Raw genomic sequence first — 26,854 nt, forward strand, 5'->3', positions numbered from 1 at the left:
TTCCCTTTTTTGTGATTGATATCACAAATTAGAGCAAAATAAGCACAAATTAAATAAAAATAACTACGGGTTAACTTATTAAATAGCAAGGAATGGTGATACTTTTCAGCTCAAATTGATTTTGTAACATATTCAGTAACTCTTGAGCCGCATAACTACCGGCTTTATCAAAACCGAGTTCAACTGCACAAGTCTTAGGGAAAAGAAAACTCAGTAGCTCACTAGTGCCAATACTACCAACCACAATATGTTCAAACTGTTTTTCGTGTAAGTATTTATTTAATCCTAATGCGATGCTATCTGTTGCACAAACAATTGCCGATGGGTTTTGTGCTAATACCGGTATGGCGAGCTCATAGCCTGAGCGATAACTTAATTGACCTAAGGCTGCATTTGGGATCAGTTGATATTGCTGACAAAAATTCAGATAAGCTTGGTAACGCCGAGCGCCAGTGGTCTGGTCTTGTTGATCAATACCAAGATATCCAATTTTTTGATGTTTTTGTGAATGATATAAATAGGTAAGTAGCGTGTTTACTGCTCCTATATCATCATAACAAATACAAGTATGAGCAGGAAACTTTCTGGCAATCACCACACTTTTATTTTGCCAGAAGGGTAATAATGAATGTTCAAGCCCAGTAAAAGCAAAAATAACCACACCATCAGCTTGCTTGTCTTTTAGCATGGATAAATGCTCTTTAACTTTAGCAGCACTAAATTGACTCTCCATAATAATAGGATCATAACCATGCTGATAAAAAATAGGCAACATGCTGCGAACAGCTTGATTTTCTGACCATGAATCAAGACGGGTCACAATAATACCAATGACCTTATTGCCATAACCACGCATGGCTCGAGCTGATTTTGACGGCGTAAATTGATGCTGTTCAATCATTGCCATTACCTTGGAGCGTGTACTGGCTTTAACCATTGGGTCATGATTGATCACCCGTGACACCGTCGATTTGCTTACCCCACAAAGCTTTGCAATATCTTTAATCGTCAAATTGTTTGAAGATATGCCCATAATAAATTTAGCCAACAAAAATCAATAAAATCATACTAATCTATTTTAGAAAAAATAGCGATTTTAGATTGTTGATATCGACTTGATAAACTAGCGACACAATTAATGACTAAAACAAAAAAGATGAAAAATTTCATTGCATTTCTATATAAAAATCGTTCAGGAAAGCCATTGATTTTATTGAAGTTTTTATTTGACATTTTTAAGTGAAATCAAGCAGTTATAAGGTGGATGCTGCCTGTAGTACTGTTAGATTTCAAGTTGTTTCCTTTCACAATATCTTGAAATTATTATCAATAAGCTTTCAGAAATGAACTTTCAGATTAAACCCTGTTTCAATATGATATTTAGGTTTTCCATTTTGACTGTTTGGTTTTTTAGCAAAAATTATCACAGCATCCAATTTAAGCTAGTAAGGTAAAAAATCATTTAATAATGCCAATAAGCTCTCTTTGATTTTTGTATTATCTTGGGTTAAATCAATAGTACAAAATGATAATTTATGTCCTTGAATAGTCATATTTTCATTCACCGTCGCACCGACAGTTGGGTATAGCAACATGCCAGAGGCGCAAACCGATAAAGGATCACTATCTTTTTCCTGACTTCTTAAATAAGCATACAATTGATAAAGGTGATGACTACTAAACGAGTTAGATCTAAATCGTGTTTCTTTTAGAATTGAAGTACATTTAGTATCAATAATTAAACGTTGTGTATGACCGCGATTTTCAAGAATTAAATCGGTTTTCATAGTTGGCAAATAGGTGGTGATATTATCAGTCGCATTGCTATATTGCCAATTTAATTTTTTACCCGCATAAATAGTCCATTGCCGAGGATCTAAATTTACACGATAAAAGCCAACTATCGCTTTTTCAAATAATTCACGTAACCAATGATCGGTTTTTTTTAGTTGTTCAATGGTATGTAATCCTTGGAATTGAGTGGGAATTGACAAGCTAAAAATCAGTTTTGCTAAAGAGATTAAAGTATTATCTTTAAAATTTGCATGGTTAAAACGCTCCTTTTCATAGCAATAATACGTTGTTTGACCAATTTTCAACGCAGTAAATTGATGAATGATTTTTCTACATTGTTCAATTAAGCTCGCATCTTTCAATTGTTTTACTAATAGATGAGCCGCAGCATGAATATAGCGATTTTTAGGGGTATCAATCGTTAAATCATCATATCGACATTGAATTTTACCTTTTGCCAATAATTGCTTACGCTGAGTAGTTAAAACCTCTATTTTTCCTCTGACACGATTAAGCGCTTTTGTTGTGAGCTGATAATCTGCGGCAAGATGATGTATTAACCATTTATTTGCTGCCTGACAATATAGTTTGGCAGCGAGCATTATTAATTCCTCTGGGTTATTTTCTAGTTCTATTCTCTGCTTTTGCCCTACAGTTTTATAATAATCAGAAGCATAGAGCAAAAGTAGCCATATGTTTCTAATTGGTATTTTGGCAACGGTCGTATTGGTTAATAGCGGATGATTATTTATTGTGGTCATTATTGTGCATTACCTAATAATATATTCATCGCATCGCTAAATTTTTCAGGCTCGCCAAACCAATACTCTTCTAATAGAGGCTCGATTTCTGAACGAACAATATGTTCAAACCAATCTTGCGCAGCCATTTCTTGGTTAGGACAAGTAAAATAGCTATGTCCAATGGTAAATGCCTTGCCGAGTGAACTATCATTACTAATATATTGATTTAATGCCTCTATACGGTGCCTTATATCTTGTAATTGTTGCGGTGAAAAGGCGTGTTTTTCTTGCACATAGTTGAGCCAATTTTCGCCAAAATGAGGACTTAAATGGTAAAAGGCAAAACGACGACGTAAAGCAAAATCGAGCATCGCTAACGAACGATCGGCAATATTCATAGTGCCGATAACATAAAGATTGGCGGGAATAAATACGCCTTTTTCATTTTGGTGTTGGTATGTTAATTCTAATGCCTCATTTGGATTTCGTTTATCAGCTTCAAGTAGCGTTAACATTTCACCAAAAATTTGTGCTGGATTGCCACGATTAATTTCTTCAATCACAATCACATAATTTGATTGAGAATCTCTCCTTGCTTGATTAATTATCTCTAAAAAAGGTCCATCAATCAGCGCTAATTTTCCATCACTGGTTGGTCGATAGCCGCGGATAAAATCCTCGTAAGACATATTAGGATGAAATTGAATTGCTTTGATATTCTTTGAATCTTTATAACCAACAATAATATTCGCTAAACGCTTGGCTAACCATGTTTTACCTGTCCCTGGTGGACCTTGTAAAATAATATTTTTTTTAAACCTTAAGCTATTTAATATGGCTTGCAACTGTTGTTTATCAACAAAACAACCTTCATTGATTAAATTATCCAAGGAATAAGATTGCTTCATTATTACTGGCTCAGTCGTGTCTTGATTATCTGAACTGTCTTTTTCTAGATAGCTTGCATCTGTCTCTAGTAATTGGTATTTTCCATTTCCCAAAAATAACAAAATATTATCATTTCTCAGTTCTTGAAGCCTATTATCAATGCTTGATTTTATCGTTTTATTATTAGGAAATAATTGCTGAATTTCTTCTTTATAATGATCAAGAAATTCCGATCGAGTAAATATATTATCATTTTTCTGATAACATAATTGTTTAACACGACTTAATACAATATCTTTCCAAGTATCATTACTTGATTCGTTCATATTGTCAGCATTGTTATTACTATTAACATTGTTACTATTAATATCCCCATACCGTGAACGCCAATAAGGAGCATTACGGAACACGTCAATTTCTTGTGGCTTATCATCAAAAGTAAAATTAATTAATTGTTCTGAAAACCAATTATCAGCTTTAACTTGCCAAATGACAGCGACATTAGTGTAAAAATACCACTTTTTATTTAAATCAGTTCGTTGCCAATTGACTTCCAATAATTTACCATCGCCGTAGTTCTTTGTTACGACCCCAATAGCCTTAATTTTCATAACAGAAACATTAAGGCCTTTATTATCAAAGGGTAAATTGTGCTTTTCCGTATAAGTTGATTTGATGGCAATTTTGTCACCAACCGCAATTGAACGCACTAGCTTTAAATATTTATCGTTATAACCACTTTCCCAAATGCCTGCACTAATAAAGTGATCGGTTTGATCTTTGCCATTATAGCTAGCACTCAAAAACCAATATGTTTTTGTCCCGTCCAATTGCTTTCCTTTCTGATTATGTTATTTATTTTTATGCATATTTTAAACTAATTTATTGTTAACCAAAAATAGAATGTTGATAATTTTTTGCTGACTATTGTTATAAAGTTATTTATGTTTTTACAATACATAATCAAATAGTTAAATAATAAAAAAGTAGATGGTTTTGAATAAATCTATTAATGACTTAAAAGTGTTGTGCATGCATATCAGATTGAATTTTTTTACATAAAATGATCTTGTTACTAGGCAAAAGAAATTGGTTAAGTTAGGTTATAAAATTATGCATCCTAATACATTGTCAATCACATAACTGATATAGGATGTAATATCATGTCCACCATTTTACCATTGCAATTAAAATGACTTTATTTAACTAAATTTTGATAAGCGCTATTCGATAAAATTATTTTTTGCAATAATACGAAATAATTGAAATGATGATTTTAAAAGGAAAATATAAAGGTGTCATACAGATTTTTATGCAGTTCACTGCTTATTTTCGGCTTTTCAACATATGCATTAGCGATCGAAACAAATAATACCATTGAGTCACAATTTAAAGCGGCTTTATTATGCAAGGTTGATCCAATTGATGGTCGTGATGCAAAAGTGGTTAAACAACTCAGCGAGCAAAACATTACCGTAAAAAATTTAGAAGAAGATGGACTGATTAATTTAGAGTATCACTTTGCTAAACCGCTGGAAATAATGAATACCACTGTGTCACAGATTAAATATCAAGGCGATAGTGGTTCATACTTTTATGCGATTGCTAAAGGTGATATAGATACATTTGCCAAATCAATGGCAGCAACCCCAATCCCTGCCGATTTAAAAGAAGCAATGTCTTGGGGTGATATAGGTCAATATTATCAATATACAGCCCCAGTCACGGAAGAAAATCCTTTTCCTAGTATCATTCTTATCGGCCGTGACAAAAATGTTAAATCAGATGAGTTTTATTTTGGCTGTGAAGAATTTGACGGCTAATCATGATTAATTTAAGGATGGGTAAAAGGTTACTCATCCGCTTTTAATTTGTAAGCCTTTCCCCACGCTAACATGGCATCATGTACCTGTTTTAGACTTTGTCCAACCTCAGTTAACGTATATTCAACCCTTGGTGGAACCTCGGCATACACTTTACGGGTTAATAGCCCACTTTTTTCCATAGCTCGCAGGTGCTGAGTTAAGACTTTTTGCGATATGCCAGTCAGCGATTTTTTTAGTTCACCAAAGCGTTTGGTTCCCGTAAGTAAATCACGCACAATTAATATTTTCCATTTGTCACCCATTAACATTAATGTGGTTTCAACAGGACAAGGTGGTAACTTTTCATTAAGTGACATAAATAATAAATCCTTTAAATTCAATAATAATATTATTTTGGTAACTATCTTACTAATTAGTACCTACTTTACAATAGAAACGTTGAATACTAATCTAAAAATACTTATTTAGTAACTAATTTTTTCGAAAAGATATTTATTAAATTTAAAAAATATTAATTTAAACAATACGAAAGGAGTATACAATGAAAATTGCTGTAATTGGTGCAAGCGGTAAATCAGGCTCATTAATTGTTAAAGAAGCGCTTTCACGTGGGCATGATGTCACGGCGATTGTACGTAAGCCAACTTCTCACGTCGATCCAAAAGCAAAAGTATTGGTTAAAGATCTGTTTGATCTGACTTATGAAGATTTAAAGCCTTTTGATGTGATTGTCGATGCTTTTGCCACATGGACACCAGAATCATTGCCATTACATCAAACCAGCTTAAAACACCTTACTGATATTTTAAAAAATAGACCTAATCGATTATTAGTTGTAGGTGGTGCAGGAAGCTTATACGTTAATCCAGAAAATACTATTCGTTTAGTCGATACACCTGAATTTCCTGATCAATTTAAACCATTAGCGACTAATATGGCTAATGCGCTTGATGAACTTAGAAAATGTGATGATGTGCAATGGACTTATTTAAGCCCTGCTATTGAGTTTATTGCGGATGGAGCAAGAACAGGCCACTATAAAGCTGGCGGTGAGCAAGTGTTATTCAATAATAAAGGCCAGAGCCAAATTAGCTATGCCGATTACGCCATTGCAATGATTGATGAAGCAGAAAACGCTAAACATATTAAGCAACGCTTTACCATTGTTACTGAATAATCACACTAAAATAGCGTGATTAAGTTTTTTGAGTAGTTATAGAGATTTATGTTAAACAATAGCTAGTAGAATAATTCAGAAAAATTTTTAAACCCTTTACACTTTTATTTATTGTTTAGCATTGTACCTCGTTTTAAACGTTTTTAGCGTTTAGTGAAACACATTAACCCAGAGCCATAACCCAAAGGGAGCGAGAGGATCCCTTTGGGTCATTTTATCGATACTCTCGTAAAGTGTTGCCTACGGTAAATTGCCCTACCAAGCGAGAATAATTTTGTTTAGACTTTAGTGAAAAGCAGTAAATTATTGTCGATAAGGCTTCAGGTAATATGGTATTTGAGTATACAAATCTACTTATTGGGGAAAATATACCTAAAAATGTAAGTCCGCCTTATTTAATAACTTAATTTAGATTGTTCTTTTAATGCCTTGCGCACTGCCATCAAAACTTCACCTAATAAGTTTTTTCCTCGCCATTTGGCCATATTAAATCGCATTTCATCATCCATGCTTAAACCGATTCCCCAAACTTTATCATAAGGGCTGGCTTCTGCTAAAACTTTATCTTTGGTTGATAATAACGATTTTTTAAGCTCCGCATTTTGAGAAAACTTTGCATAATTACCTTTAAAAACAATTTTTTTCTTATTGTTATCCCATATCGTTTCATCAAAATTACGCACAGCTTGCCCGATCTGCTTTTGCATTTTCGAGGAAGTGATAGATAAAATGGTATTGGCGCTTTCTACATCTTGAAATAACAATGCTTTAGCATACATCATCCACTGCTCTGCACTAGTAAATGTAATATTATCAATGACAAAATGGCAAGGGTACCATTGAGATAAGTAATTGTCAGGACTAAAAAAGAAAATCATTTTCTTTTTTCCAACTTGTTTCATCTTTTGAAATCGCTCCTTGTTTAGAATAATCAAGCTAAAAATTCATTAACGTACAAATAAAACCTAACCATTGATAAAAGTAATACATATTGTATTGGGCTATCACATAATTTCCAATTTAAATACATTCTATCAAATAACAAGCTTCCAGATACCCTAAGCATAATATCTTTTCTTCTCTATTTTACAGCGATATTGACTTTGACTGATTTAGCTAGGATTTTGCGCTAATTATCGCTAAAATACAGCGCAAACTAGGTTGGTTATAAAACCATTAAAAATAACCCTATTTTTATACCAAGATAACATTAGCAAACGAGGTTAATACGTTGTGATTACATCTGAAGAGATTAAAAGTCGATTATGGGATGGCGCCAATGAGCTGCGTGGTTCGATGGATGCCAGCCGTTATAAAGATTATATGTTAGGTTTAATGTTTTATAAATTTTTAAGCGATAAAACATTAGCTGCATTTAAATCGATGACAACCCGAGATGAGATCACCGAGTCCGAGCTTATCACCAATTATTACAATGGTATGGCTGAACGTGGTCCTCAATTAGAAAGCATGTTACAACGTACGTTGGGTTATTATGTTTTACCCGAGCATCTTTATCAAACTTGGATCGCGGATATTAATAAAGGCAATTTTGAAGTGCAAAAAGTGATCGACAGTTTAAATCACTTTGAACGTTCAATTGCCAATAGCAAAGATGCCGATGACTTTAAAAATCTATTTTCTAATTCAACCTTAGATTTAACCGATACCGCTCTTGGTAGTAATTTACATGAACGCAGTAAAAATATTAAAGCCTTAATCTTATTATTTGCCGATCTTGATATGGTCACTTTGCAAAAAGGCGATGTATTAGGCGATGCTTATGAATACCTGATTGGGCAATTTGCCATGGAATCGGGTAAAAAAGCGGGGGAATTCTATACGCCTCGCCAAGTAAGTGAAGTGATGGCACAAATCGCCGCCAAAACACCAAATATCCGTTCGATTTATGACCCGACGGTTGGATCTGGTTCATTACTGCTAACAGTTAAAAAACATTTAACTAAACAAGCACAACAAAGCTTAACCTATTACGGTCAAGAAAAAAATACCGCCACCTATAATCTAGTGCGGATGAATTTATTACTGCATGAAGTTAAACCCAATAAAATGACTATCAGAAATGGCGATACTTTAGCCCATGATTGGCCTGAAGATCCTGAACGTCCTAGCGAGGGCGTCCAATTTGATGCGGTGGTAATGAATCCCCCATATTCGGTAAAAAACTGGAATCGTGCAGGGCTAAAAGTGAGCGATCCCCGTTTTGAAATAGCTGGCGTATTGCCGCCTGATTCAAAAGGTGACTTTGCCTTTTTATTACATGGACTATTCCATTTAGGACAAAGCGGTACCATGGCAATTGTATTACCCCATGGAATCTTATTCCGTGGTGCAGCCGAAGGAGAAATCCGCAAACGATTATTAGAAAAGAATTACATTGATACCGTAATCGGCTTACCAAGCAACCTGTTTACCAACACTGGCATCCCCGTTGTGGTTTTAGTGTTGAAGAAGAATAGACAGCTCAGCGATCCCGTATTAATCATTGATGCCTCAAATACCTTTATCAAAGTCGGTAAGCAAAATGTCTTGCAAGAAAAAGACATCGCCAAAATTGTTGATACTTATGTATCACGTCAAGAGCAAGCTGGCTATAGCCATTTAGCCACTCGCCAAGAGATTATCGCCAATGAATACAACCTCAATATCCCCCGCTATATTGATGCCATTGATGATGATATTGCTCACGACGTTGAAGGTCATTTATTAGGTGGTATACCACAGCACAATATTGAGCAACTGGCGGTTATTCGTGCCACCACCCCCGATCTATTACAGTCGGCATTAGAGCCTGTTCGTCCGAAATATTTCATTTTAAAAGAAGAGATTAGTCAATTAAGCGCTAAAATTTTAAATGATGCACGTGTTCTACAACAATCTGAGCAATTAGCGAAGCAAACGCAAGCTTATATTGACCGCTATTGGTCACAAATCATTGCAATTAATGATCCTGAACAGATTCACCCGCTGATGGAAGTAATGTTAAACGATATAAAAATCTTACTAGCAAGCTTTAATCATCTTGATATCTATGACGGCTATCAGATTATTGCCGAAATTTGGCAAAATACATTACTCCATGACGCTGAAATTATTGCCGCAACTGATTTTTATACCGCAGCACGTAACCGAGTACCGAATATGGTCAACAAAGGTAGCGGTGCTAAAAAACGGTCTGAGCAAGACGGCTTTATCAGCAGTCTAATCCCAAGCGAATTAATTGCTACGGAATTATATGCCGATGAATTAGCTAATATCGACCACAATAAACAGCAAATCCAAACGCTAGAAAGCGAACTTGCGGATCTTATTGAAGCAGCCAAAGTCGAAGACAGCCCTGAGTACGATGCGCTGTATGAATCATTGAAAAAGAATGATGATGACGAACCGCTTGATACATTTGATAATAAAAAACTCAAACAAGAGTTAAAAGAGACACCAAAAGATGCTGAAGCATATTTAACACTTAAAAAAGTCGATAAATTAATCAGCCAAAAATCGACATTAAGTAAACAAATTAAAGCGGACGAATTGGCATTAAAAGAAGCGGTACAAGAACGGATTTTGAGCTTAACGGATCAAGAAATTGACACACTAATGTCTAAAAAATGGTTTGGTAATACCATTGCATTACTGAGCGAATTAATCGAAAAACCGATTAAAGCCGAATTAAAAACCCTGCAAATGTTAAACGAACGTTATCAAGACACCTTAACTTCGATTGATAAAGAGATCGAACAACTCGAAGCCGAGTTACAAGCAATGATGCAAGATCTGGTGGTAACGCAATGAGTCAAAGTAAGAAATTAATTCCTAAGCGGCGGTTTAAGGCGTTTGAGGATAGAGAGGCTTGGAGTCTTTTAAAACAACTCAATGAATATGCTGAAATATTAACTGGTGGTACTCCTAGTACTCAAATTAAAGATTTTTGGATGCCGAAAGAAGTTCCATGGATGTCTTCTGGCGAAATAAATAAGAAAAGAATTTTTTCTACAGATAATATGATTTCCCAAAAAGGATTTGATAGTTCTAGTGCACGCTGGATAAAAGAGAAGTCAATTCTTATCGCATTAGCAGGACAAGGAAAAACTAGAGGAAAAGTCGCAATAAATGAATTACAAATAACAACAAATCAGTCTATTGCAGCAGTAGTACCAAATGAAAAACTTGATTCAGAGTTTTTATTTCAAAATTTAGGTATGAGATATGAAGAATTACGTTCGATTTCTTCTGGGGATGGTTCTCGTGGAGGATTAAATAAAAAAATCATATCCGAGCTGCATGCTACTATTCCGAATATTGATGAACAGAAAATTATTGGAATTTTTTTCCAAAAACTTGATAACCTTATTAATACTCAACAAAAAAAATTAGAAAAAGCCAAAACCCTAAAATCTGCCTATCTGAGGGAAATGTTTCCAAGTAGGGGAAAATTACAACCTAAGTTACGGTTTAGTGGGTTTAAAGAAGACTGGAATAATAAGGAACTGGTTCAGTTATTAAAATATGAACAACCAACTAAGTATATTGTAAATAATGTTGACTATAATGACGCTTATAAAATCCCTGTTTTAACAGCGGGGAAAAGCTTTATATTGGGTTATACGAATGAAGAAAACAATATTTATAAAGCAAATGTTAATAACCCTGTCATCATATTTGATGATTTTACCACTTCGTCACACTATGTTGACTTCCCCTTTAAAATTAAGAGTTCAGCAATAAAAATTTTAATGCTAAAAAATCAGAATTATAATTCTGTCTTTGTCTATTACGTATTGAGAAATATTATGTATGTACCTCAAAATCATGAAAGGCATTGGATTTCAAAATTTTCGAAGTTTGAGGTTTCTGTTACTTGTGAAGTAGAGCAACAACAAATCGGTAATTTCTTTAAATTACTGGATAACAAAATCGCCCTAGAACAAAAAAAACTAAATAAATTAAAAAACATCAAACAAGCTTATTTAAACGAAATGTTTGTATAAAAGGAGTTAAGGAATGAGTCAGGTTGTAAAAGATGCCGCAGAAAAAATTTTTCAAGAAAATTTCGTCAGGGAATTAGAAAAACAGAAATGGCAGGCACCTGACTTTTTAGATGGTAATCGACGTAAAGTAACGGTTAATGATTTAGTTACGCATTGGCGGGGTGAACTTAATCGTCTTAATGCCGATCAACTTGAAGGTGTTGAATTAACCGATAACGAATTTAGCCAAGTAATGGCAAAGGTTAACCAACTACAAAACAGTTACCAAGCGGCAAAATTGCTCGCCATGGAAGAGTCAAAAGGCAAAATTGATGGCATCTATCGCGATGATAACCCGCTTATCACCCGTAAGCAAATTACCTTAACTATCTTTAAAAAAGCCGAAGTGCGTGGCGGTGATTCCAGTTATCGCATTGCCCGCGAGGTACAAACCCCTAACGGTAATCGTTTTGATTTGGTGTTATTAATTAATGGTTTACCGTTAATTAATATTGAACAAAAACGGACCGATAAAAACCTTGACGAAGCATTCGAACAGTTTAAGCGTTACTATCGAGATGGTGAATATAGCCACAATTTTATGGCTTTTTCGCAAATGATGGTAATAAGTAGTGAAATCGAAACTCGTTACTTTGCCACGCCTAAATCAATTAGTGACTTTAACCCTAGCTTTGTGTTTCATTGGGCAAATAAATTCAATCAACCGATCAATCATTGGCAACAAGTCATTGAACACTTTTTAATGATCCCCATGGCGCATCAAATGGTGGGCGACTACTTAGTCATTGATGAAGCCAAAGAGGAAGAAAACCGCCGACATATGCTAATGCGCCCTTATCAGGTCTTTGCTTTGCAAGCGGTAGAAGGAGCGGCATTTGGTTGGGATAATCCCAATAAAAAACCACATGGCGGCTTTGTTTGGCATACTACAGGATCGGGTAAAACTATCACCAGTTTTAAAACTGCGCTATTTTTATCAACTCGAGCTTATTTTGATAAAGTGGTCTTTTTGGTCGATCGGCGTGAACTTGATAGCCGCACCAGTGATAACTTTAAAGCCTATGCTGCCTTTGAGCCTGTCACGGTTGATGACACGCACAGCACTGCGCAACTTAGAAAACACCTTAGCACGCGCCAAAATGGCATTGTGGTCACCACTATCTTTAAACTGCATAATTTGGTTAAAGCCCTTGAAGAGGGTAAAGATAGTCACTTAGCCGATAAAAAAATTGTCTTTATTGTTGACGAAGCACACCGTTCCACCATGAAAAATATGATGGGCGATATAAAAAGCCATTTTAGAAGAAATGGGCTATTTTTTGGCTTTACTGGTACGCCGCTTTTTGATGAAAACAAAATTAAAGGCAAAATAAACGAAAACAGCGAAGTGATTAACACTACCGAAAAGTTATTTGGCCCTAAATTACATCAATATACCATTGATGAAGCCATTGCTGATGGCAACGTGCTCGGGTTTCATGTCGATTATATTAATACTGGCGAATTTAGCAGTTATGAAGATTTACGCGATAAGCTTATTGAGCGTATTAAAATTGAAAAACCAGAACAATCCGATCGCGAAATCGCCCGATTAGTACATAGCTGGAGCGAAACCGAAGTTGAAAAGCAAGCTATTGATAAAGAGCTATTAGTTTATCATGATCAAACTCATATACCACAAGTGGTTACAGAGATTTTAAATAACTGGCAAGCACAATCTCAACAGCAACAATTTAATGCTATTTTAACCGTCGCTTATAAAGAACGGGTGATTGCCTATTATCAGGAATTTAAAAAACAACTTGCAAGCCAACAGCAAAAAATCAATATCGCCATGACCTTTAGCTTTGGTAACGAAAATGATCCAGATAATGTCGATCCCGAAATTATCAGTGCCATGTTTAATGATTACGCAGCGTTTACTGGCATTAAGTTTATCGCCGGTGATAAAAAGCATGGCGAACAAGCCTATTTTGAGGATGTGGTCGAGCGTGCTACCCGTGGCGGTAGTGGTCGTAATGGTAAAAATATTGATTTAGTGATTGTCGCTGATCAGCTATTAACAGGCTATGATTCTAAACGACTCAATACTCTTTATGTTGACCGCACTTTAAAGCTACAAAATTTAATTCAGGCTTATTCACGCACCAATCGCGTGTTTGGTTCTAGCAAAGAGTTTGGCACAATTGTAAATTTCCAAACCCCACGCCTGACCGAACAAATGGTTAACCAAGCCCTTGAGCTATATGGTAGTGGTGGTAGCAGTAGCAAAGCGATTGTTGAAACCTATGCCACTGCTGTGCGAATTTTAGCTAACGATTTGGAGCAATTAGTTTTAACCTTAGCCGATCCAACCCAATGGCAATTAATTCAACATGATGATAAAAAACTAACTGAATTTAGCAAAGCGTTTAAAGTTGCCGATGATCAGCTTAATATTGTCCAACAATATTACGAATATCAATGGGATAATGCCACTTTTGGCATGACAGAGCACCGTTGGTTGCAATATGTTGGCGCATTTAAAAACTTAACCGCTAAAGATAATACGACTAAAAAGCCAATCGTAGCACCAACTTTAATCGGTAAAACCAAATTAGCGGGCACACAGGTGATTGATGCTGCCCATATTCTTAGCTTAATTGGATCTAAAGTGAAGCATGTTGATGGTGTGCAAACCGTTAACGACGAAACTAGGCGCATTATCTACGAACAAATCCAAGAATTAAGTCAAATGGGAGAAGATCAGCAAGCAAAAATATTAAAGGAATTTGTCGATTCCGAATTATTAACAGGTCGCCTATCCAGCCAAGTCCATTTTGATCAAGCATTTGCCAATTGGAAAAACGATAAAATCAAACATGCCGTTAACCAGTTTGCTAACGAATGGGGTATTGATAGCAAGCTATTATTACAAGCAATAACTGAATTTGAACTATCAAAATCGGATATTGTGCCTTATTTTGCTGAAATGATTGAAACGATTGATTTAAGCAAAGCAAATAAAGATATTGATAATTTATTTATGCTCAATCTCGCCTTACATGACGAACTTCCACGTTGGATGACCGAGATTAAACAGCAATTTAACTGATTACTTTTAAATGGACCCAAACCATTAAAATAAGGTTAATTAAAAACGGATAATTATTTATGGCTTACTACACCAATATTTTTTCACCCGAAACGTATCAAGCTTTTATGAATTCAGATAAAACAGTATCCGGTTTTCGGGTTCGACAAAAATCACTGGCAGAAAAAGTAAAAGCTGGGGATATTTTTATTTGTTATCTGGTTCGATTATCTCGCTGGTGCGGTCTGCTTGAAGTGGTTGATGGCCCTTATGAAGATAGCACACCACTTTTTTTAGAATCGGATGATCCGTTTATTGTTCGTTTTCATATTCGTGTTAAAGTGTGGTTACCATTAACCCAAGCTATTCCTATTCATTCTGACCAAATTTGGCAACACCTTTCTTTTACTCAAAACATTGATAAAATGGTAAGTTATTAACAAACTGCCTATTACAACAAAATAACATAACCACTGATTATCCCCTTAATGAAGTAGAACATACCACTTCGGTGTATTCGGGTATTTTACGCATGGCGGATTTACTCGCCTTACAACCCAATATGAATATTAAACTACATATTGTCGCCCCAGACAGCCGGCAGGAAAAGGTATTTCAAGAGATCCGTCGTCCAGTATTTTCGTTACTAGAAAGTGGACCATTATCAGATCGTTGTAGCTATATCCCCTACAGTAATTTAAAAGATCTTAGCAAAGCCAAACATTTAGAACGTATGACTGATGCGGTGTTAGAAGATTATACGGAGCACGAGGAATTGTAAAAATCGATAATACCTGTATTTAATATAAACTAAAAAAAGAGCGGTAGTTGATCATCTTTAGTTGTCCCAACTAAGCGGTCTCTTTGCAACAACCTTCTGTTTGTGTTAGTTTTTAATTCAATGTTTGTAATTTTTTATAAGTCTCTTTCTGGGTATTACTAATCTAATTATGTTGCTAGCACTTTGTATGGTACGTTATCTTCGTAAAAATATTGTTTAAATGCATAAAAAGTCGAGAAACAGAAAATTATTTTTTTATATAAAGGTATCTATTACTTGAATCTATTTGACCAGATTTTAGGGCGTTTAAGCATTTCAATATAAAATGCAACACAATGTGTTTTTATTGGTTATCTGATAATAAAGAATTCATCAACAAAGGTAAGGCCTAATGTTGTTAAATAGTGATAATAACCAAGATACATTTCATCTTTATAAATTTTTAAGCACATTTGAAAACGGGTTCATTATAATCTCCCGTTAAAAGCATGCTTAAGCTTTCATGAAAAGTAAGGTTTGGGTATCTTGTTTAGTATTAAGTTCTAGTTCTGTGTAGTGATCATTAAGAATATGTTTTAAGTTTGTCATAGCTACTTTTTTAAATTAGTATTGATTAATTCAATATCTGTAGATTTTAGATAATTAGATAGTAGCATCATGTTGATAACTCCCCGATATTTGTTAATCATTATATTAACGTTAATGACTTTTGTTTATTTATCTAAGTGTACTAAAATACTGATGTAAAAAAATCAGTGTGTTACTCATCAAAACCGTTCAGATAGATAATTGATTTTATTTAATTTTTTATTTTTATTTTTTAATTGAAATCATATGGTTATAAAATTATTGCTATTTTCAGCACAGTTGGATTTTACTGTCTTTGTTTTTGGAGGAAGGCTAAAATTTTTGTTAAAAACTTTCAAGTAAATTTGTGTTTATATTAGAAAATAGTCTAGATTAACTCAAGAATGTTTAAAAATGTAGCGTTTAAGCTAAATAGGTATTGCTTTTTTATTTTATTACTATAATATAGCTACCTCTTTGACGCGGGGTGGAGCAGCTTGGTAGCTCGTCGGGCTCATAACCCGAAGGTCGTTGGTTCAAATCCAGCCCCCGCAACCAATTCCTATCAATCCTTGATATATCCTTTTTTCATCATCACTATTTTGATTTTGGTACAGCTAGTAATGTTGCGACAGCTTCGCTAATGCGTCTGGCTATGTAGCTATTGTTCATAGTGTATAAATGAATGCCATCCACATTTTGTGAAACTAAATCAACAATCTGATCAATTGCATAAGCAATACCCGCATCACGAAATGCATCAGGATGATGTTCATATTTTTCCATCATTTGTTTGAATTTTTTCGGTAAATTCACCCCACACATCGATACCATGCGCTCAATTTGGTTTTTATTAGTCACTGGCATAATGCCGGCTTCTATCGGCACATTAATGCCCATATCGTGCGCTTTATCTAAAAATGCATAAAAATAGTCGTTATCAAAAAATAGCTGCGAAATCAGTTGATCAGTACCAGCATTGACCTTTTCTTTTAAATGGATCAGATCTTGTTTTAGGGTTGATGCTTCAAGATGACCTTCTGGATAACATGCGCCAATCACGTTAAAATCGCCGTTTTCTTTAATAAATGTCACCAGTTCGCTGGCAAAACGAAAATCATCTTTAGGTTGCACATTCGGGCTGATGTCACCACGCAAAGCAAGCACGTTATCAATCCCTGCACATTTAAGATCGTGTAGGATTTTTTGCATTTCGGCTTTATCAAAATTGATCCCCGGTAAGTGCGCAACACTTTCGATGCCATAAGTATGTTTAACCGAATGCGCAATATCAATGGTGGTTTGACCATTTAAGCTACCACCAGCACCATAAGTAACACTAATAAAATCGGGCTTAAAATAACCAAGCTCTCGCAACGTGCTATAAATGGTTGCTAAAGGTGAGGTTTTTTTAGGGGGAAAAACTTCAAAAGAGAACACCGTTTTTTGATTAAATAATAGATTTGTTTTCATTTGTATCATCCATTCGTTATATCACTTATTTTCCTTATTAATATTTCCGCCACCAAAATAGGCGACGGAATTTTCAGGCTCGTAAAGTACGATGTCTTAGTAAATAAGCTCAGTTTTTTGTAAAAACAGTGCCTAATTCAGTGTTTTTCTTACTGCTAATGTAGCCTCAACAAGATGCTGCAAGCTTTCAACGACTTCTTTTTCGCCACGCGTTTTTAAACCACAGTCTGGATTAATCCATAATTTTTGCTTATCAATCTTCGCCAGTAATTTTTCAATCGTCGCTTTAATTTCAGCAACAGGTGGAACACGCGGCGAATGAATATCGTAAACACCAGGTCCAACTTCAGTTTTAAAATTATTAGCATTGAGTACATCAATTAATTGCAGATTAGAGCGAGAAGCTTCGAAAGAAATCACATCAGCATCCATTGCATCAATATCTTTAATGATGTCAGCAAATTCGCTATAACACATATGTGTATGAATTTGGGTATCAGCTTGGACTTTGCTGTGTACTAATCTAAATGCCGGAATCGCCCAATCCAGATATTCGCTGTTCCAATCCGCTTTACGCAGTGGTAATTTTTCTTTTAACGCGGCTTCGTCAATTTGGATAATCTTAATGCCAGCAGCTTCAAGATCTAACACTTCATCACCAATGGCCAATCCAATTTGGAATACCGATTCTTTTTGAGAGATATCTTCGCGTGGGAATGACCAATTTAAAATGGTGACAGGCCCTGTTAACATGCCTTTAACAGGTTTATTAGTCAGGCTTTGTGCATATTTCGAATATTCAACCGTAATCGGTTTAGAGCGTGAAATATCCCCCCAAACAATCGGTGGCTTAACGCAACGTGTACCGTAAGATTGCACCCATGCTTTTTCGGTAAACACAAAGCCATTTAAGCTTTCACCAAAATATTCGACCATGTCATTACGTTCAAATTCACCATGCACTAACACATCAATGCCAATTTCTTCTTGTAATTTAATGCATTCAGCAATTTTTTGTTGATTAAACTCAGTGTATTCGTTCAGGCAAATTTCACCTTTTTTGAATTTAGCACGATTTAAACGTACATCAGGCGTTTGCGGGAATGATCCAATGGTTGTGGTTGGTAATAATGGTAAATTAAAGGCCTTTTTCTGCGCTGCTTCACGCACTGAAAACTCAGGTAAACGGGTAAAATCAGACGCGTTTAATGCCGCCACTTTTTGGCGAACCGCTTGGTTTGCACCTTCACGTTCACGGGTAAATAGTGTTTGATTAGCTTTATAAGCAGTGTTATTTTCAGGATTTGCATCATTAAATAACTGACCAAGTTCAGCAAGCTCTTGCAGCTTTTCTTGGGCAAAAGCAAAATAAGCACGTTGTTGAATGGTTAATTTGGTTTCATTTTGCAATGTATAAGGAACATGCAGTAATGAACAAGATGTATTTATCACAATATTTGTGGCTTTTTGCTTGATTTTACCAAGTAAAGCTAAGGTTTTTTGGTAATTATTTTTCCAGATATTTTTACCATTAACAACACCAGCAAATAACACTTTATCAGCAGGGAAGCCATTATTTTCAAGTAAAGCAAATGACTGTTTACCTTCAACAAAATCAAGCCCAATCCCATCAAAAGGTAAAGCGACAAGTTCTTTATAACAATCACGCACATCACCAAAATAGGTTTGTAGAACAATTTTGGTGTTACCTTTAACTGATAAAATCGCTTGATAAAGCTCGGTAAATAAGGCGATATCGTCTTGATTAAGATCGGTTACTAAAATTGGCTCATCAATTTGGATCCATTCAGCGCCAAGCGTTGTGAATTTTTGGATGATCTCTTGATAAGCTTTAATAATATCCGCTTTAAAATCAACAAACTGTTTTTTACCTAAATACTGCGCTAATTTAAAAAAGGTTAATGCACCAATCACAACTGGCTTGGTTTGCACGCCTAGCGCTTTAGCTTCTTGATATTCGTCAAAAGGTTTCGTACCTGTTAACTTAATCTGTACTGAATCTTCAATTTCAGGCACTAAATAGTGGTAATTGGTATTAAACCATTTTTTCATAGCCAGCGCACGCACATCACCTTTTTCGCCCTGATAACCACGCGCCATCGCGAAATAGCGGTCAAGTTCAGATAAACCTAAATCTTGATAACGTTTTGGAATGACATTCAACAAGCATGCGGTATCAAGTACGGCATCATAAAATGAAAAATCATTCGATGAAATAAAAGCAATTTTTTGTGCCACTTGTTGTTTTAAGTGCTCGGCGCGTAACGCCTTGGCTTCGTCTAATAATTCAGCTTGGGTTTTATTGCCTTTAAAATAGGCTTCTGTTGCAAATTTAAGTTCACGAAGCTTACCAACACGAGGATATCCAATAACAGCAGTATTCATTTTTATTTCCTTTTTATCATTTTTCTTTAGTGATAAAAAAGATAACAAAAAAAACAGGCATTGAATAATTCTAGTTTTTTATGAATTGTTATAGTTTTTAACTATAACAACTAAAATAAAAAATCCCACTATTTAAATAGTAGGATTGAACATTAACAGATGAAAGCTAAGCCAGTTATTGGCGCCAGTTACCATGAATTGGTCTTGTAAAATGAGCAAGTACCGCAATCATACACACTTCGATCGATGCTCCCCAATAGATATGACCTAGAATTTCACTCCAAAGTTCATAACCATTTAAATTCCATAACCAACCCACAGTCCCTTCAGCATCATAAGCAGGATGGCGAAAGCCAAGTAACGGAATTAAAAAACCATGCATAACAACAGTTATAATAATGCCGTATAATGCACCATACCATAAGCGGATTTTATTACAATAATATGCGCCAGCAACATAAACAAAGGCAAAAGCGAAACTAAATAACCAGTGATAAAGTGTCACCGCACCTAAAACGCTTGCCCCTTGGTAAATATAATCAAGCGAGTGGGAATTAATCCCAAGCCAACCAAGCCATGCATCAATGTGCGCTGCTGGTGGCGATATTTCACCTGGTACACGAGGAGGCATATTAACCTCTGAACCCCATTTTACTAATGAACTAAAAAATCCGCCAATAATGGTGGTCCATATAATAACTTGGCGATTTGTTTTATTTCCAAACATACTGGGTATCCCATAGTTAAAATAATTACGTCATCGGATTATACTCCACAGCAGTAGATAAAAGAAGAATAAAAGGGATAGGCTGATTGTAAAAGTTATTGGAATGATGGGGGTAGTTACATTCATTGGTTAAAATAATCCTTGAAATCTTTATAAAGTGTTTTATGCCACCTTTAGGCAAAGGTAATTTTCAAAGCAATTAGTCCATGTTGTTGAAAAATAATCGAGCATAACCACTATGTAAATCTAGCTTAAATAAATCATTGAATGTGATTATTTATTATTAAAACGGTATAGAATCCTGAATATTTTTTACAACAATATAATTTAAAATGTGAACAGGTGGAATTATTTGATCAATAAATATTCAGTATAAATAGAATGTGTTATATTATTTTCGTGTGATTTTACAATGTGATCGGGTGGGTGTTAAGTTGACTTATCATGGTAAATCCTTATGAGTTGTACCAATTTGTTGAGTTGTTGAATAGATTTGTACATAAAAAGTTGGCAGTTTAGAATATTATCAAGATTTTAGAGAGTACGCAGTTAAGGTGATGGAGGGAGCAAAGTAGAATTGGCCCTATAAGTAGAGTCTTATATTTTAATAATCATTGAAGTAAATTCAGCTAACCAATTTTCATACGATAATACGTGTTTAACTAATCCTCTTATATCAGCAGTATCATATATAGCATAAAAAATTGCATCAGAGGGACTTATTTGTTTGAATATCTTTTTCATGTCTATTGGATCATTTGTCATAAAAACTATTGCATCTTGATTAGGAATTCTTTTTGCCGCAAAATGAGCAAAAATATTTCTATGATTTCTTCGAAATTTTATTTCTTCAAGTTTCTCTTCTGCTTCTTTTCTTTGTTCATGGCTTAGGTTTAATTCTGAAAGACAAGATATAATTTTATTAACTAAATTAGGAATAATATGTAATTCTTTTTGACTTGTAATTAAAATTTCTTTTTCTTTTAATATATTAAAACAACGCCTAATGTTTAAATCAATAAAATTGTAAGTTTGTATATACATACCTAATATTCTAAAGTCTTCATTAGTTAAATTTTCTAATAACTCAACTTCAAAATTTTTTAATTCATTTTCCAATGCTAATATTTGTTCAGTCCTAAATTCTTTTGGTAATCCCATTTTATTTCTCTTTATTTAACTTTTATCGAAAAATAATCAGTCAATCTAACTTAGAATCAATTATCCCTTTACACTCTGCTTACCGTAATTGATGCAAAACTCAACTAACTCATTTTTTTAAGTTGCATCTAATCATTATTATTAATCTTCATACGACAAAATAATTTTATCAATCTCCCTATACTTTAACACAAGCTTCCCTCCCAAAACATCTCAAAAAATAAAAACAATCACCTGTATTTATTTACAGTGTTTTTACTGCTATACTACCAATATTATAACTAGCCTTATGTATTAATTTATTATGATAACTCAACTTACTATTAATAATTTTGCTATTGTGGATCAGCTTCTTGTCGATTTTACTTCGGGAATGACCGCTATTACCGGCGAAACAGGTGCAGGGAAGTCGATTGCCATTGATGCATTGGGATTATGTTTAGGCAATCGTTCCGATGCCTCATCGATTCGCTATGGTGCAGATCGCGTTGATATTTCTGCAAGTTTTGTGCTGGATGATACACCAGCTGCTTTTGCTTGGCTCAGTGAAAACCAACTTGATGAAGGCAATGAATGTATTTTACGGCGCGTTATTAATCAAGATGGACGTTCTAAGGCTTTTATTAATGGTCGTGCAGTACCTATTTCGCAATTAAAAGATGTGGGGCAGATGCTCATTCAAATTCATGGTCAACATGAACATCAACGGCTTTTGCGAAGTGACTATCAACAGTTGTTACTGAATCATTATATGAATGAGCCAACACTGCTAACGCAGATGTATCAAGCTTATAAGCAATGGAAAGATGCAGTGCGCACTTACCAACAATACGAAGCTTCACGGCAAGAACGTGACGCGCATATGCAACTTTTGCAATATCAGTTAAAAGAACTTAATGAGTTTTCGCCAATTGAAGGAGAATATCAACAAATTGACGAAGAGTACAAGCGATTATCAAACAGTGAACAATTAATTAACCTTAGCCAACAATCAGTCATGCTATTAGATGAAGCTGATGATTATAATGTTAATAATTTACTAAGCAGTGTAAAAAATAGCGTTCAAGAACTAGCTGAACTCGACTCTTGCTTAAATAGCGTTTATAACCTGTTAGAAGAAGCCTCTATCCAAATTAAAGAGGCAAGTGATGAACTGCGCCACTATAGCGAGCGTTTAGAACTTGATCCTGCTCGCGCCATGCAACTTGAACAGCGGATTTCAAAGCAAATTGCATTGGCTCGCAAACATCATGTATCTCCGGAAACCCTACCCGAATTACATCAAAATTTGTTAGCTGAATTCAAACAAATTAACCAACAAGATGAGCAAAGCGAACAACTGAAAGCAGATATAAAGAAATATCATCAAATTGCTATTGAAATTGCGGCTAAATTACACCAAAAACGCTTAACAATCAGTAAAACGTTAGCTAAAAATGTGACCGCAACGATGCATGAATTATCGATGCCAAATGGACAATTGAGTATAGATATTGCTTTTAACGAAAATCGATTAAACAGCGATGGGGCTGATCAAGTAACATTTTTAGTCAGTACTAATGCCGGTCAAAATCCACAACCGCTGGTTAAAGTCGCATCGGGTGGCGAATTATCCCGTATTGCTTTAGCAATTCAAGTGCTAACGGCAAAAAAAATGGATACGCCTGCGTTAATCTTTGATGAAATTGATGTCGGTATCAGCGGACCAACTGCCGCCAAAGTAGGGCAGCTATTAAGAGAGCTTGGGCAATCAACGCAAGTTATTACCGTTACGCATTTACCACAAGTAGCAGGGCATGCTAATCAGCACTACTTTGTTAGTAAACAAACTAATGGCAAAAAAACTTCCACAGATATGCAAAAATTAGACAATAATGGACGGTTAAATGAGTTAGCGAGATTATTAGGTGGCGATAAAATTACAGATGCAACGTTAGCCAATGCAAAAGAGCTACTTATTATCTAACTTAATTGTGGTAATATAGCGCTTTCATTTTAGGTGTGAGGGAAGCTTCTCATGAGTTTATCTGGTAAACGTATTTTATTAGGAATTACGGGCGGCATTGCTGCTTATAAATGCCCTGATCTTGTTCGCCATTTAAAAAAAGCAGGTGCGCAAGTACATGTCGTGCTGACGGATTCTGCTAGCCATTTTGTCACCAAAATGACCCTACAAGCCGTGTCTGGCAATCAGGTATCTTGTGATCTCTTCGATCCATCTGCTGAGCTTTCTATGAGTCATATTGAACTCGCCAAATGGGCTGATTTTGTCCTAATTGCGCCAGCAACTGCCAATATTATTGCCAAAATGGCAAATGGAATTGCCGATGATCTGCTTTCTACCATTTGCTTAGCAAGCTCTGCACCAATAGCCATTGCTCCAGCAATGAATCAACAAATGTATAAAGCTGTGGCAACTCAACATAATTTATCAGTATTAGCCTCAAGAAATACCTTGATTTTCGGACCAGATAGCGGGTTCCAAGCCTGTGGTGATATTGGATCAGGACGTATGCTTGAGCCACACGCAATTGTTGAAGAAATTGCACACTATTTTAAAGCAACTTCAGTACTTTCAGACATATCCATTACCATTACAGCAGGCCCAACGATCGAAGAAATCGATCCAGTTCGTTACATTAGTAATTACAGTTCAGGAAAAATGGGCTTTGCAATTGCAAATGCAGCCGCTCAAATGGGTGCTACAGTCACATTAATTAGTGGACCAGTCCATTTAGATACGCCAAATGATGTCAAGCGAATTGACGTTAAAAGCGCTAAACAGATGTATGATGAAGCATTAAATTGCGCGCAAAAATCAACTATTTTTATTTCGTGCGCGGCGGTTGCCGATTATCATGCCAAAACAATTGCGCCACAAAAAATCAAAAAAACCAGCGATAACGACGAACTTATTATTGAATTAGTAAAAAACCCCGATATTGTCGCAAGTGTCGCAGCACTAAAAACGAATCGCCCTTTTGTGGTAGGATTTGCAGCTGAAACTCATGATGTCAAAACTTATGCACTAAAAAAATTAATCACAAAAAATCTAGATTTAATTTGCGCTAATGATGTTTCAGACAAAACCATCGGCTTTAATTCTGATCAAAATACATTAACGCTATATTGGCAAAATGGTGAGCAAACGTTACCATTAAGCAGTAAACAACAATTAGCAACACAGTTACTTCAAGCTGTTATAACACGATATAAAGCGAGTCATGATGAAAAGAAAAATTGATATAAAAGTATTAGACCAACGTTTGGGTAATGAATTTCCACTCCCTACCTATGCAACCGCAGGATCTGCTGGTATTGATTTACGCGCGATGTTTGATAAAACCACGGAAATCAAACCCGGCGAAACTATCTTAACGCCGACGGGCTTATCAATGCATATTGCCGATCCTAGTTTGGCTGCCTTAGTATTACCTCGTTCAGGACTCGGTTCCAAAAATGGTATTGTGCTTGGTAATTTGGTTGGTTTAATCGATTCTGATTATCAAGGCCAATTATTTGTTCCCGTTTGGAATCGTAGTCAAACACCTTTTGTTATTGAGGCAGGCGATCGAATTGCCCAATTAATTATTGTTCCGGTTGTACAAGCCGAATTTAACATTGTTGATGAATTTGTTGAGTCAGCGCGTGGAGAAGGTGGATTTGGGCATTCGGGTAAAAAATGACTGTGAGTAGCAAAAATAAAAATCGTAAAGAAGATATCTTACAAGCATTGGCAAAAATGCTTGAATCCAATGAAGGCACTCAACGAATTACAACGGCCAAATTAGCCGCAACAGTAGGTGTGTCTGAAGCAGCGCTATATCGACATTTTCCAAGCAAAACAAAAATGTTTGAAAGCTTAATTGTTTATATTGAAGATATCTTGTTGTCGCGCATTAATGTGATTATTCAAGATGAGCCTAATACCTTTACGCGTTTACAACTTATTCTTGCGTTGATATTGGGCTTTTCTGAAAAAAACCCGGGATTAACCAGAATTATGACCGGTCATGCATTAATGTTTGAGCAAGAACAGTTACAAGAGCGGATTAGCCAACTATTTGAACGCATTGAGACTCAAATTAAACAAGTTTTACGTGAACGAAAAATTCGTGAGGGAGTGGCTTTTATAACAGACGAACGGATTTTATCTAGCCAGTTATTAGCTTATTGTGAAGGTATGATGGCGCGTTATTCTCGTTCAGGTTTTAAATATCTACCCACCACTAATTTTGATACACGTTGGAGTTTATTAGTTAAACAATTGGTTTAGCCAAATTTGTACTAAAACACATTAACAGAAATTTCTATTCCCTATTACCGAGGATAATAAGATGAATTTTGAAGATTTCTTAAATCATACCCTTACCTTTATCAAACGATATGATGGGGTTGTATTTAGCTATATCGCTCATTTCTGCTTTGCTATTCTTATTTTTGTTATTGGTAGAACGATTGCTAGATTTATTAGCAACCAATTAAAACGGATATTGTTCAACCGACACGTTGATCCGACCGTTGTTAAATTTGTCAGTGCTTTGTCTTATTATGCCATCATTGTCATGACATTGGTTGCCGTTTTAGGTCAATTAGGCGTACAAACGGCGTCGATTGTTGCTGTTATTGGTGCCGCTGGTTTAGCGATTGGTTTGGCATTACAAGGTTCGCTATCTAACTTTGCCGCTGGGGTTATTTTAATTATTTTTCGTCCATTTAAAGTTGGTGAAACTGTTGTCATCAATAGCCAGCAAGGCGTTATTGATTCTATACAAATCTTCTCAACCTCTATTGTTACCCCAACGAATGAACTTGTTGTGATCCCGAATAGTCAGGTAGTGAGTGCCAACATTATTAACTATACACGTTTACCTGAAAGACGTTTAGATTTGGTAATTAATGTGGGTTATAATTCAGATATTCAAAAAGTTTATCAAGTATTAAAACAAGCCGTTGATAAAACCAATAATATATTAACCACCAAAGAGCCAACCATTCGATTAGATGTGTTAGATGCTTCCTCAATGAATTTTAATGTTTTAGTTTGGACATTAAATGAAAATTACGGCACCGTAAAAGGTGAATTGCTTGAAAATATCAAAAATGGGCTAACTGAAAATAATATCAATATTCCATATCCAACCATGGATGTAAACCTTAATACTAAGTAACAGTTATACAAAACGCCGTCGATATCTATTAACGGCGTTTTTTATTATTTAATAACAA

General features: G+C 35.3%; 21 protein-coding genes and 1 tRNA gene. 13 read left to right on the forward strand and 9 right to left on the reverse strand.

What is annotated here, in order from left to right:
• Window positions 1-70: 70 nt before the first annotated feature.
• The 3 genes from treR to A9G41_RS10000 all read right to left on the reverse strand — a co-directional run bounded on the left by treR (window position 71) and on the right by A9G41_RS10000 (window position 4,255).
• Complete coding sequence (gene treR, locus A9G41_RS09990) at window positions 71-1,033, reverse strand: trehalose operon repressor TreR (RefSeq protein ID WP_065583193.1); 963 nt, start codon at window positions 1,031-1,033, stop codon at window positions 71-73.
• A gap of 409 nt (window positions 1,034-1,442) precedes the next feature.
• The gene (locus tag A9G41_RS09995; RefSeq protein ID WP_065583192.1) at window positions 1,443-2,555 is read right to left on the reverse strand and encodes a 5-methylcytosine restriction system specificity protein McrC; all 1,113 of its coding nucleotides are present in this window, start codon (window positions 2,553-2,555) and stop codon (window positions 1,443-1,445) included.
• A complete protein-coding gene (locus A9G41_RS10000; protein WP_065583191.1) occupies window positions 2,555-4,255 on the reverse strand; it encodes an AAA family ATPase in 1,701 nt (566 codons plus the stop codon). The genes A9G41_RS09995 and A9G41_RS10000 overlap by 1 nt, the downstream gene beginning before the upstream one ends.
• A gap of 465 nt (window positions 4,256-4,720) precedes the next feature.
• Here A9G41_RS10000 and A9G41_RS10005 point away from each other — a divergent pair, with 465 nt between their 5' ends.
• Window positions 4,721-5,248 (forward strand): hypothetical protein, encoded by a 528-nt coding sequence (locus tag A9G41_RS10005; protein WP_065583190.1) that lies wholly within the window; start codon window positions 4,721-4,723, stop codon window positions 5,246-5,248.
• A gap of 29 nt (window positions 5,249-5,277) precedes the next feature.
• Here A9G41_RS10005 and A9G41_RS10010 read toward each other — a convergent pair whose 3' ends face one another.
• Window positions 5,278-5,607 (reverse strand): winged helix-turn-helix transcriptional regulator, encoded by a 330-nt coding sequence (locus A9G41_RS10010; protein WP_065583189.1) that lies wholly within the window; start codon window positions 5,605-5,607, stop codon window positions 5,278-5,280.
• A gap of 185 nt (window positions 5,608-5,792) precedes the next feature.
• Here A9G41_RS10010 and A9G41_RS10015 point away from each other — a divergent pair, with 185 nt between their 5' ends.
• Window positions 5,793-6,428: an NAD(P)-dependent oxidoreductase gene (locus A9G41_RS10015; RefSeq protein WP_065583188.1), complete on the forward strand. Its 636-nt coding sequence runs from the start codon at window positions 5,793-5,795 to the stop codon at window positions 6,426-6,428.
• Between the two features lie 395 nt (window positions 6,429-6,823).
• Here A9G41_RS10015 and A9G41_RS10020 read toward each other — a convergent pair whose 3' ends face one another.
• Complete coding sequence (locus A9G41_RS10020; RefSeq protein ID WP_065583187.1) at window positions 6,824-7,330, reverse strand: NADAR family protein; 507 nt, start codon at window positions 7,328-7,330, stop codon at window positions 6,824-6,826.
• Window positions 7,331-7,661: 331 nt separating this feature from the next.
• Between A9G41_RS10020 and A9G41_RS10025 the strand changes: the two genes are divergently transcribed.
• The 6 genes from A9G41_RS10025 to A9G41_RS10050 all read left to right on the forward strand — a co-directional run bounded on the left by A9G41_RS10025 (window position 7,662) and on the right by A9G41_RS10050 (window position 16,416).
• Window positions 7,662-10,241, forward strand: a complete 2,580-nt coding sequence (locus tag A9G41_RS10025) for a type I restriction-modification system subunit M (RefSeq protein WP_075539618.1) — start codon at window positions 7,662-7,664, stop codon at window positions 10,239-10,241.
• Window positions 10,238-11,437, forward strand: coding sequence for a restriction endonuclease subunit S (locus A9G41_RS14335; RefSeq protein ID WP_075539619.1), 1,200 nt, complete (start codon window positions 10,238-10,240; stop codon window positions 11,435-11,437). Before A9G41_RS10025 ends, A9G41_RS14335 begins: the two co-directional genes overlap by 4 nt.
• 13 nt (window positions 11,438-11,450) lie before the next feature.
• Window positions 11,451-14,531 (forward strand): type I restriction endonuclease subunit R, encoded by a 3,081-nt coding sequence (locus A9G41_RS10035; protein ID WP_075539620.1) that lies wholly within the window; start codon window positions 11,451-11,453, stop codon window positions 14,529-14,531.
• Window positions 14,532-14,590: 59 nt separating this feature from the next.
• Window positions 14,591-14,950: a hypothetical protein gene (locus tag A9G41_RS10040; protein ID WP_075539621.1), complete on the forward strand. Its 360-nt coding sequence runs from the start codon at window positions 14,591-14,593 to the stop codon at window positions 14,948-14,950.
• 92 nt (window positions 14,951-15,042) lie between these two features.
• Complete coding sequence (locus A9G41_RS10045; RefSeq protein ID WP_179854694.1) at window positions 15,043-15,291, forward strand: hypothetical protein; 249 nt, start codon at window positions 15,043-15,045, stop codon at window positions 15,289-15,291.
• 1,048 nt (window positions 15,292-16,339) lie between these two features.
• A tRNA-Met gene (locus A9G41_RS10050) sits at window positions 16,340-16,416 on the forward strand.
• A gap of 39 nt (window positions 16,417-16,455) precedes the next feature.
• Here the strand turns inward: A9G41_RS10050 and metF are convergent.
• The 4 genes from metF to A9G41_RS10070 form a co-directional block, all read right to left on the reverse strand.
• Complete coding sequence (gene metF / locus A9G41_RS10055) at window positions 16,456-17,331, reverse strand: methylenetetrahydrofolate reductase [NAD(P)H] (RefSeq protein ID WP_065583329.1); 876 nt, start codon at window positions 17,329-17,331, stop codon at window positions 16,456-16,458.
• Between the two features lie 132 nt (window positions 17,332-17,463).
• On the reverse strand, window positions 17,464-19,737 hold the full coding sequence (gene metE / locus A9G41_RS10060) for a 5-methyltetrahydropteroyltriglutamate--homocysteine S-methyltransferase (RefSeq protein ID WP_075539623.1): 2,274 nt from the start codon (window positions 19,735-19,737) through the stop codon (window positions 17,464-17,466).
• 175 nt (window positions 19,738-19,912) lie between these two features.
• Window positions 19,913-20,464 (reverse strand): YagU family protein, encoded by a 552-nt coding sequence (locus tag A9G41_RS10065; RefSeq protein WP_065637982.1) that lies wholly within the window; start codon window positions 20,462-20,464, stop codon window positions 19,913-19,915.
• A 597-nt stretch (window positions 20,465-21,061) separates the two neighbouring features.
• Window positions 21,062-21,625: a hypothetical protein gene (locus tag A9G41_RS10070; RefSeq protein WP_075539624.1), complete on the reverse strand. Its 564-nt coding sequence runs from the start codon at window positions 21,623-21,625 to the stop codon at window positions 21,062-21,064.
• A gap of 304 nt (window positions 21,626-21,929) precedes the next feature.
• On the opposite strand from A9G41_RS10070, the gene recN reads away from it, so the two are divergent.
• From recN to A9G41_RS10095, 5 genes are all read left to right on the forward strand, one after another.
• Window positions 21,930-23,591 carry a DNA repair protein RecN gene (gene recN / locus A9G41_RS10075; RefSeq protein ID WP_065583179.1) on the forward strand — a complete coding sequence of 554 codons (1,662 nt, stop codon included), beginning with the start codon at window positions 21,930-21,932 and terminating at the stop codon, window positions 23,589-23,591.
• A 51-nt stretch (window positions 23,592-23,642) separates the two neighbouring features.
• Complete coding sequence (gene coaBC, locus A9G41_RS10080) at window positions 23,643-24,869, forward strand: bifunctional phosphopantothenoylcysteine decarboxylase/phosphopantothenate--cysteine ligase CoaBC (protein ID WP_075539625.1); 1,227 nt, start codon at window positions 23,643-23,645, stop codon at window positions 24,867-24,869.
• Window positions 24,853-25,311 (forward strand): dUTP diphosphatase, encoded by a 459-nt coding sequence (dut, locus tag A9G41_RS10085; RefSeq protein WP_065637986.1) that lies wholly within the window; start codon window positions 24,853-24,855, stop codon window positions 25,309-25,311. The genes coaBC and dut overlap by 17 nt, the downstream gene beginning before the upstream one ends.
• Entirely contained in the window at window positions 25,308-25,901 is a 594-nt protein-coding gene (slmA, locus tag A9G41_RS10090) for a nucleoid occlusion factor SlmA (protein WP_065637987.1), read from the forward strand. The genes dut and slmA overlap by 4 nt, the downstream gene beginning before the upstream one ends.
• A gap of 61 nt (window positions 25,902-25,962) precedes the next feature.
• Window positions 25,963-26,796, forward strand: a complete 834-nt coding sequence (locus tag A9G41_RS10095) for a mechanosensitive ion channel domain-containing protein (RefSeq protein WP_065637988.1) — start codon at window positions 25,963-25,965, stop codon at window positions 26,794-26,796.
• Window positions 26,797-26,854: the final 58 nt, after the last annotated feature.

The organism is Gilliamella sp. Nev5-1 (assembly GCF_001690895.1).
Classification (GTDB): domain Bacteria; phylum Pseudomonadota; class Gammaproteobacteria; order Enterobacterales; family Orbaceae; genus Gilliamella; species Gilliamella apicola_C.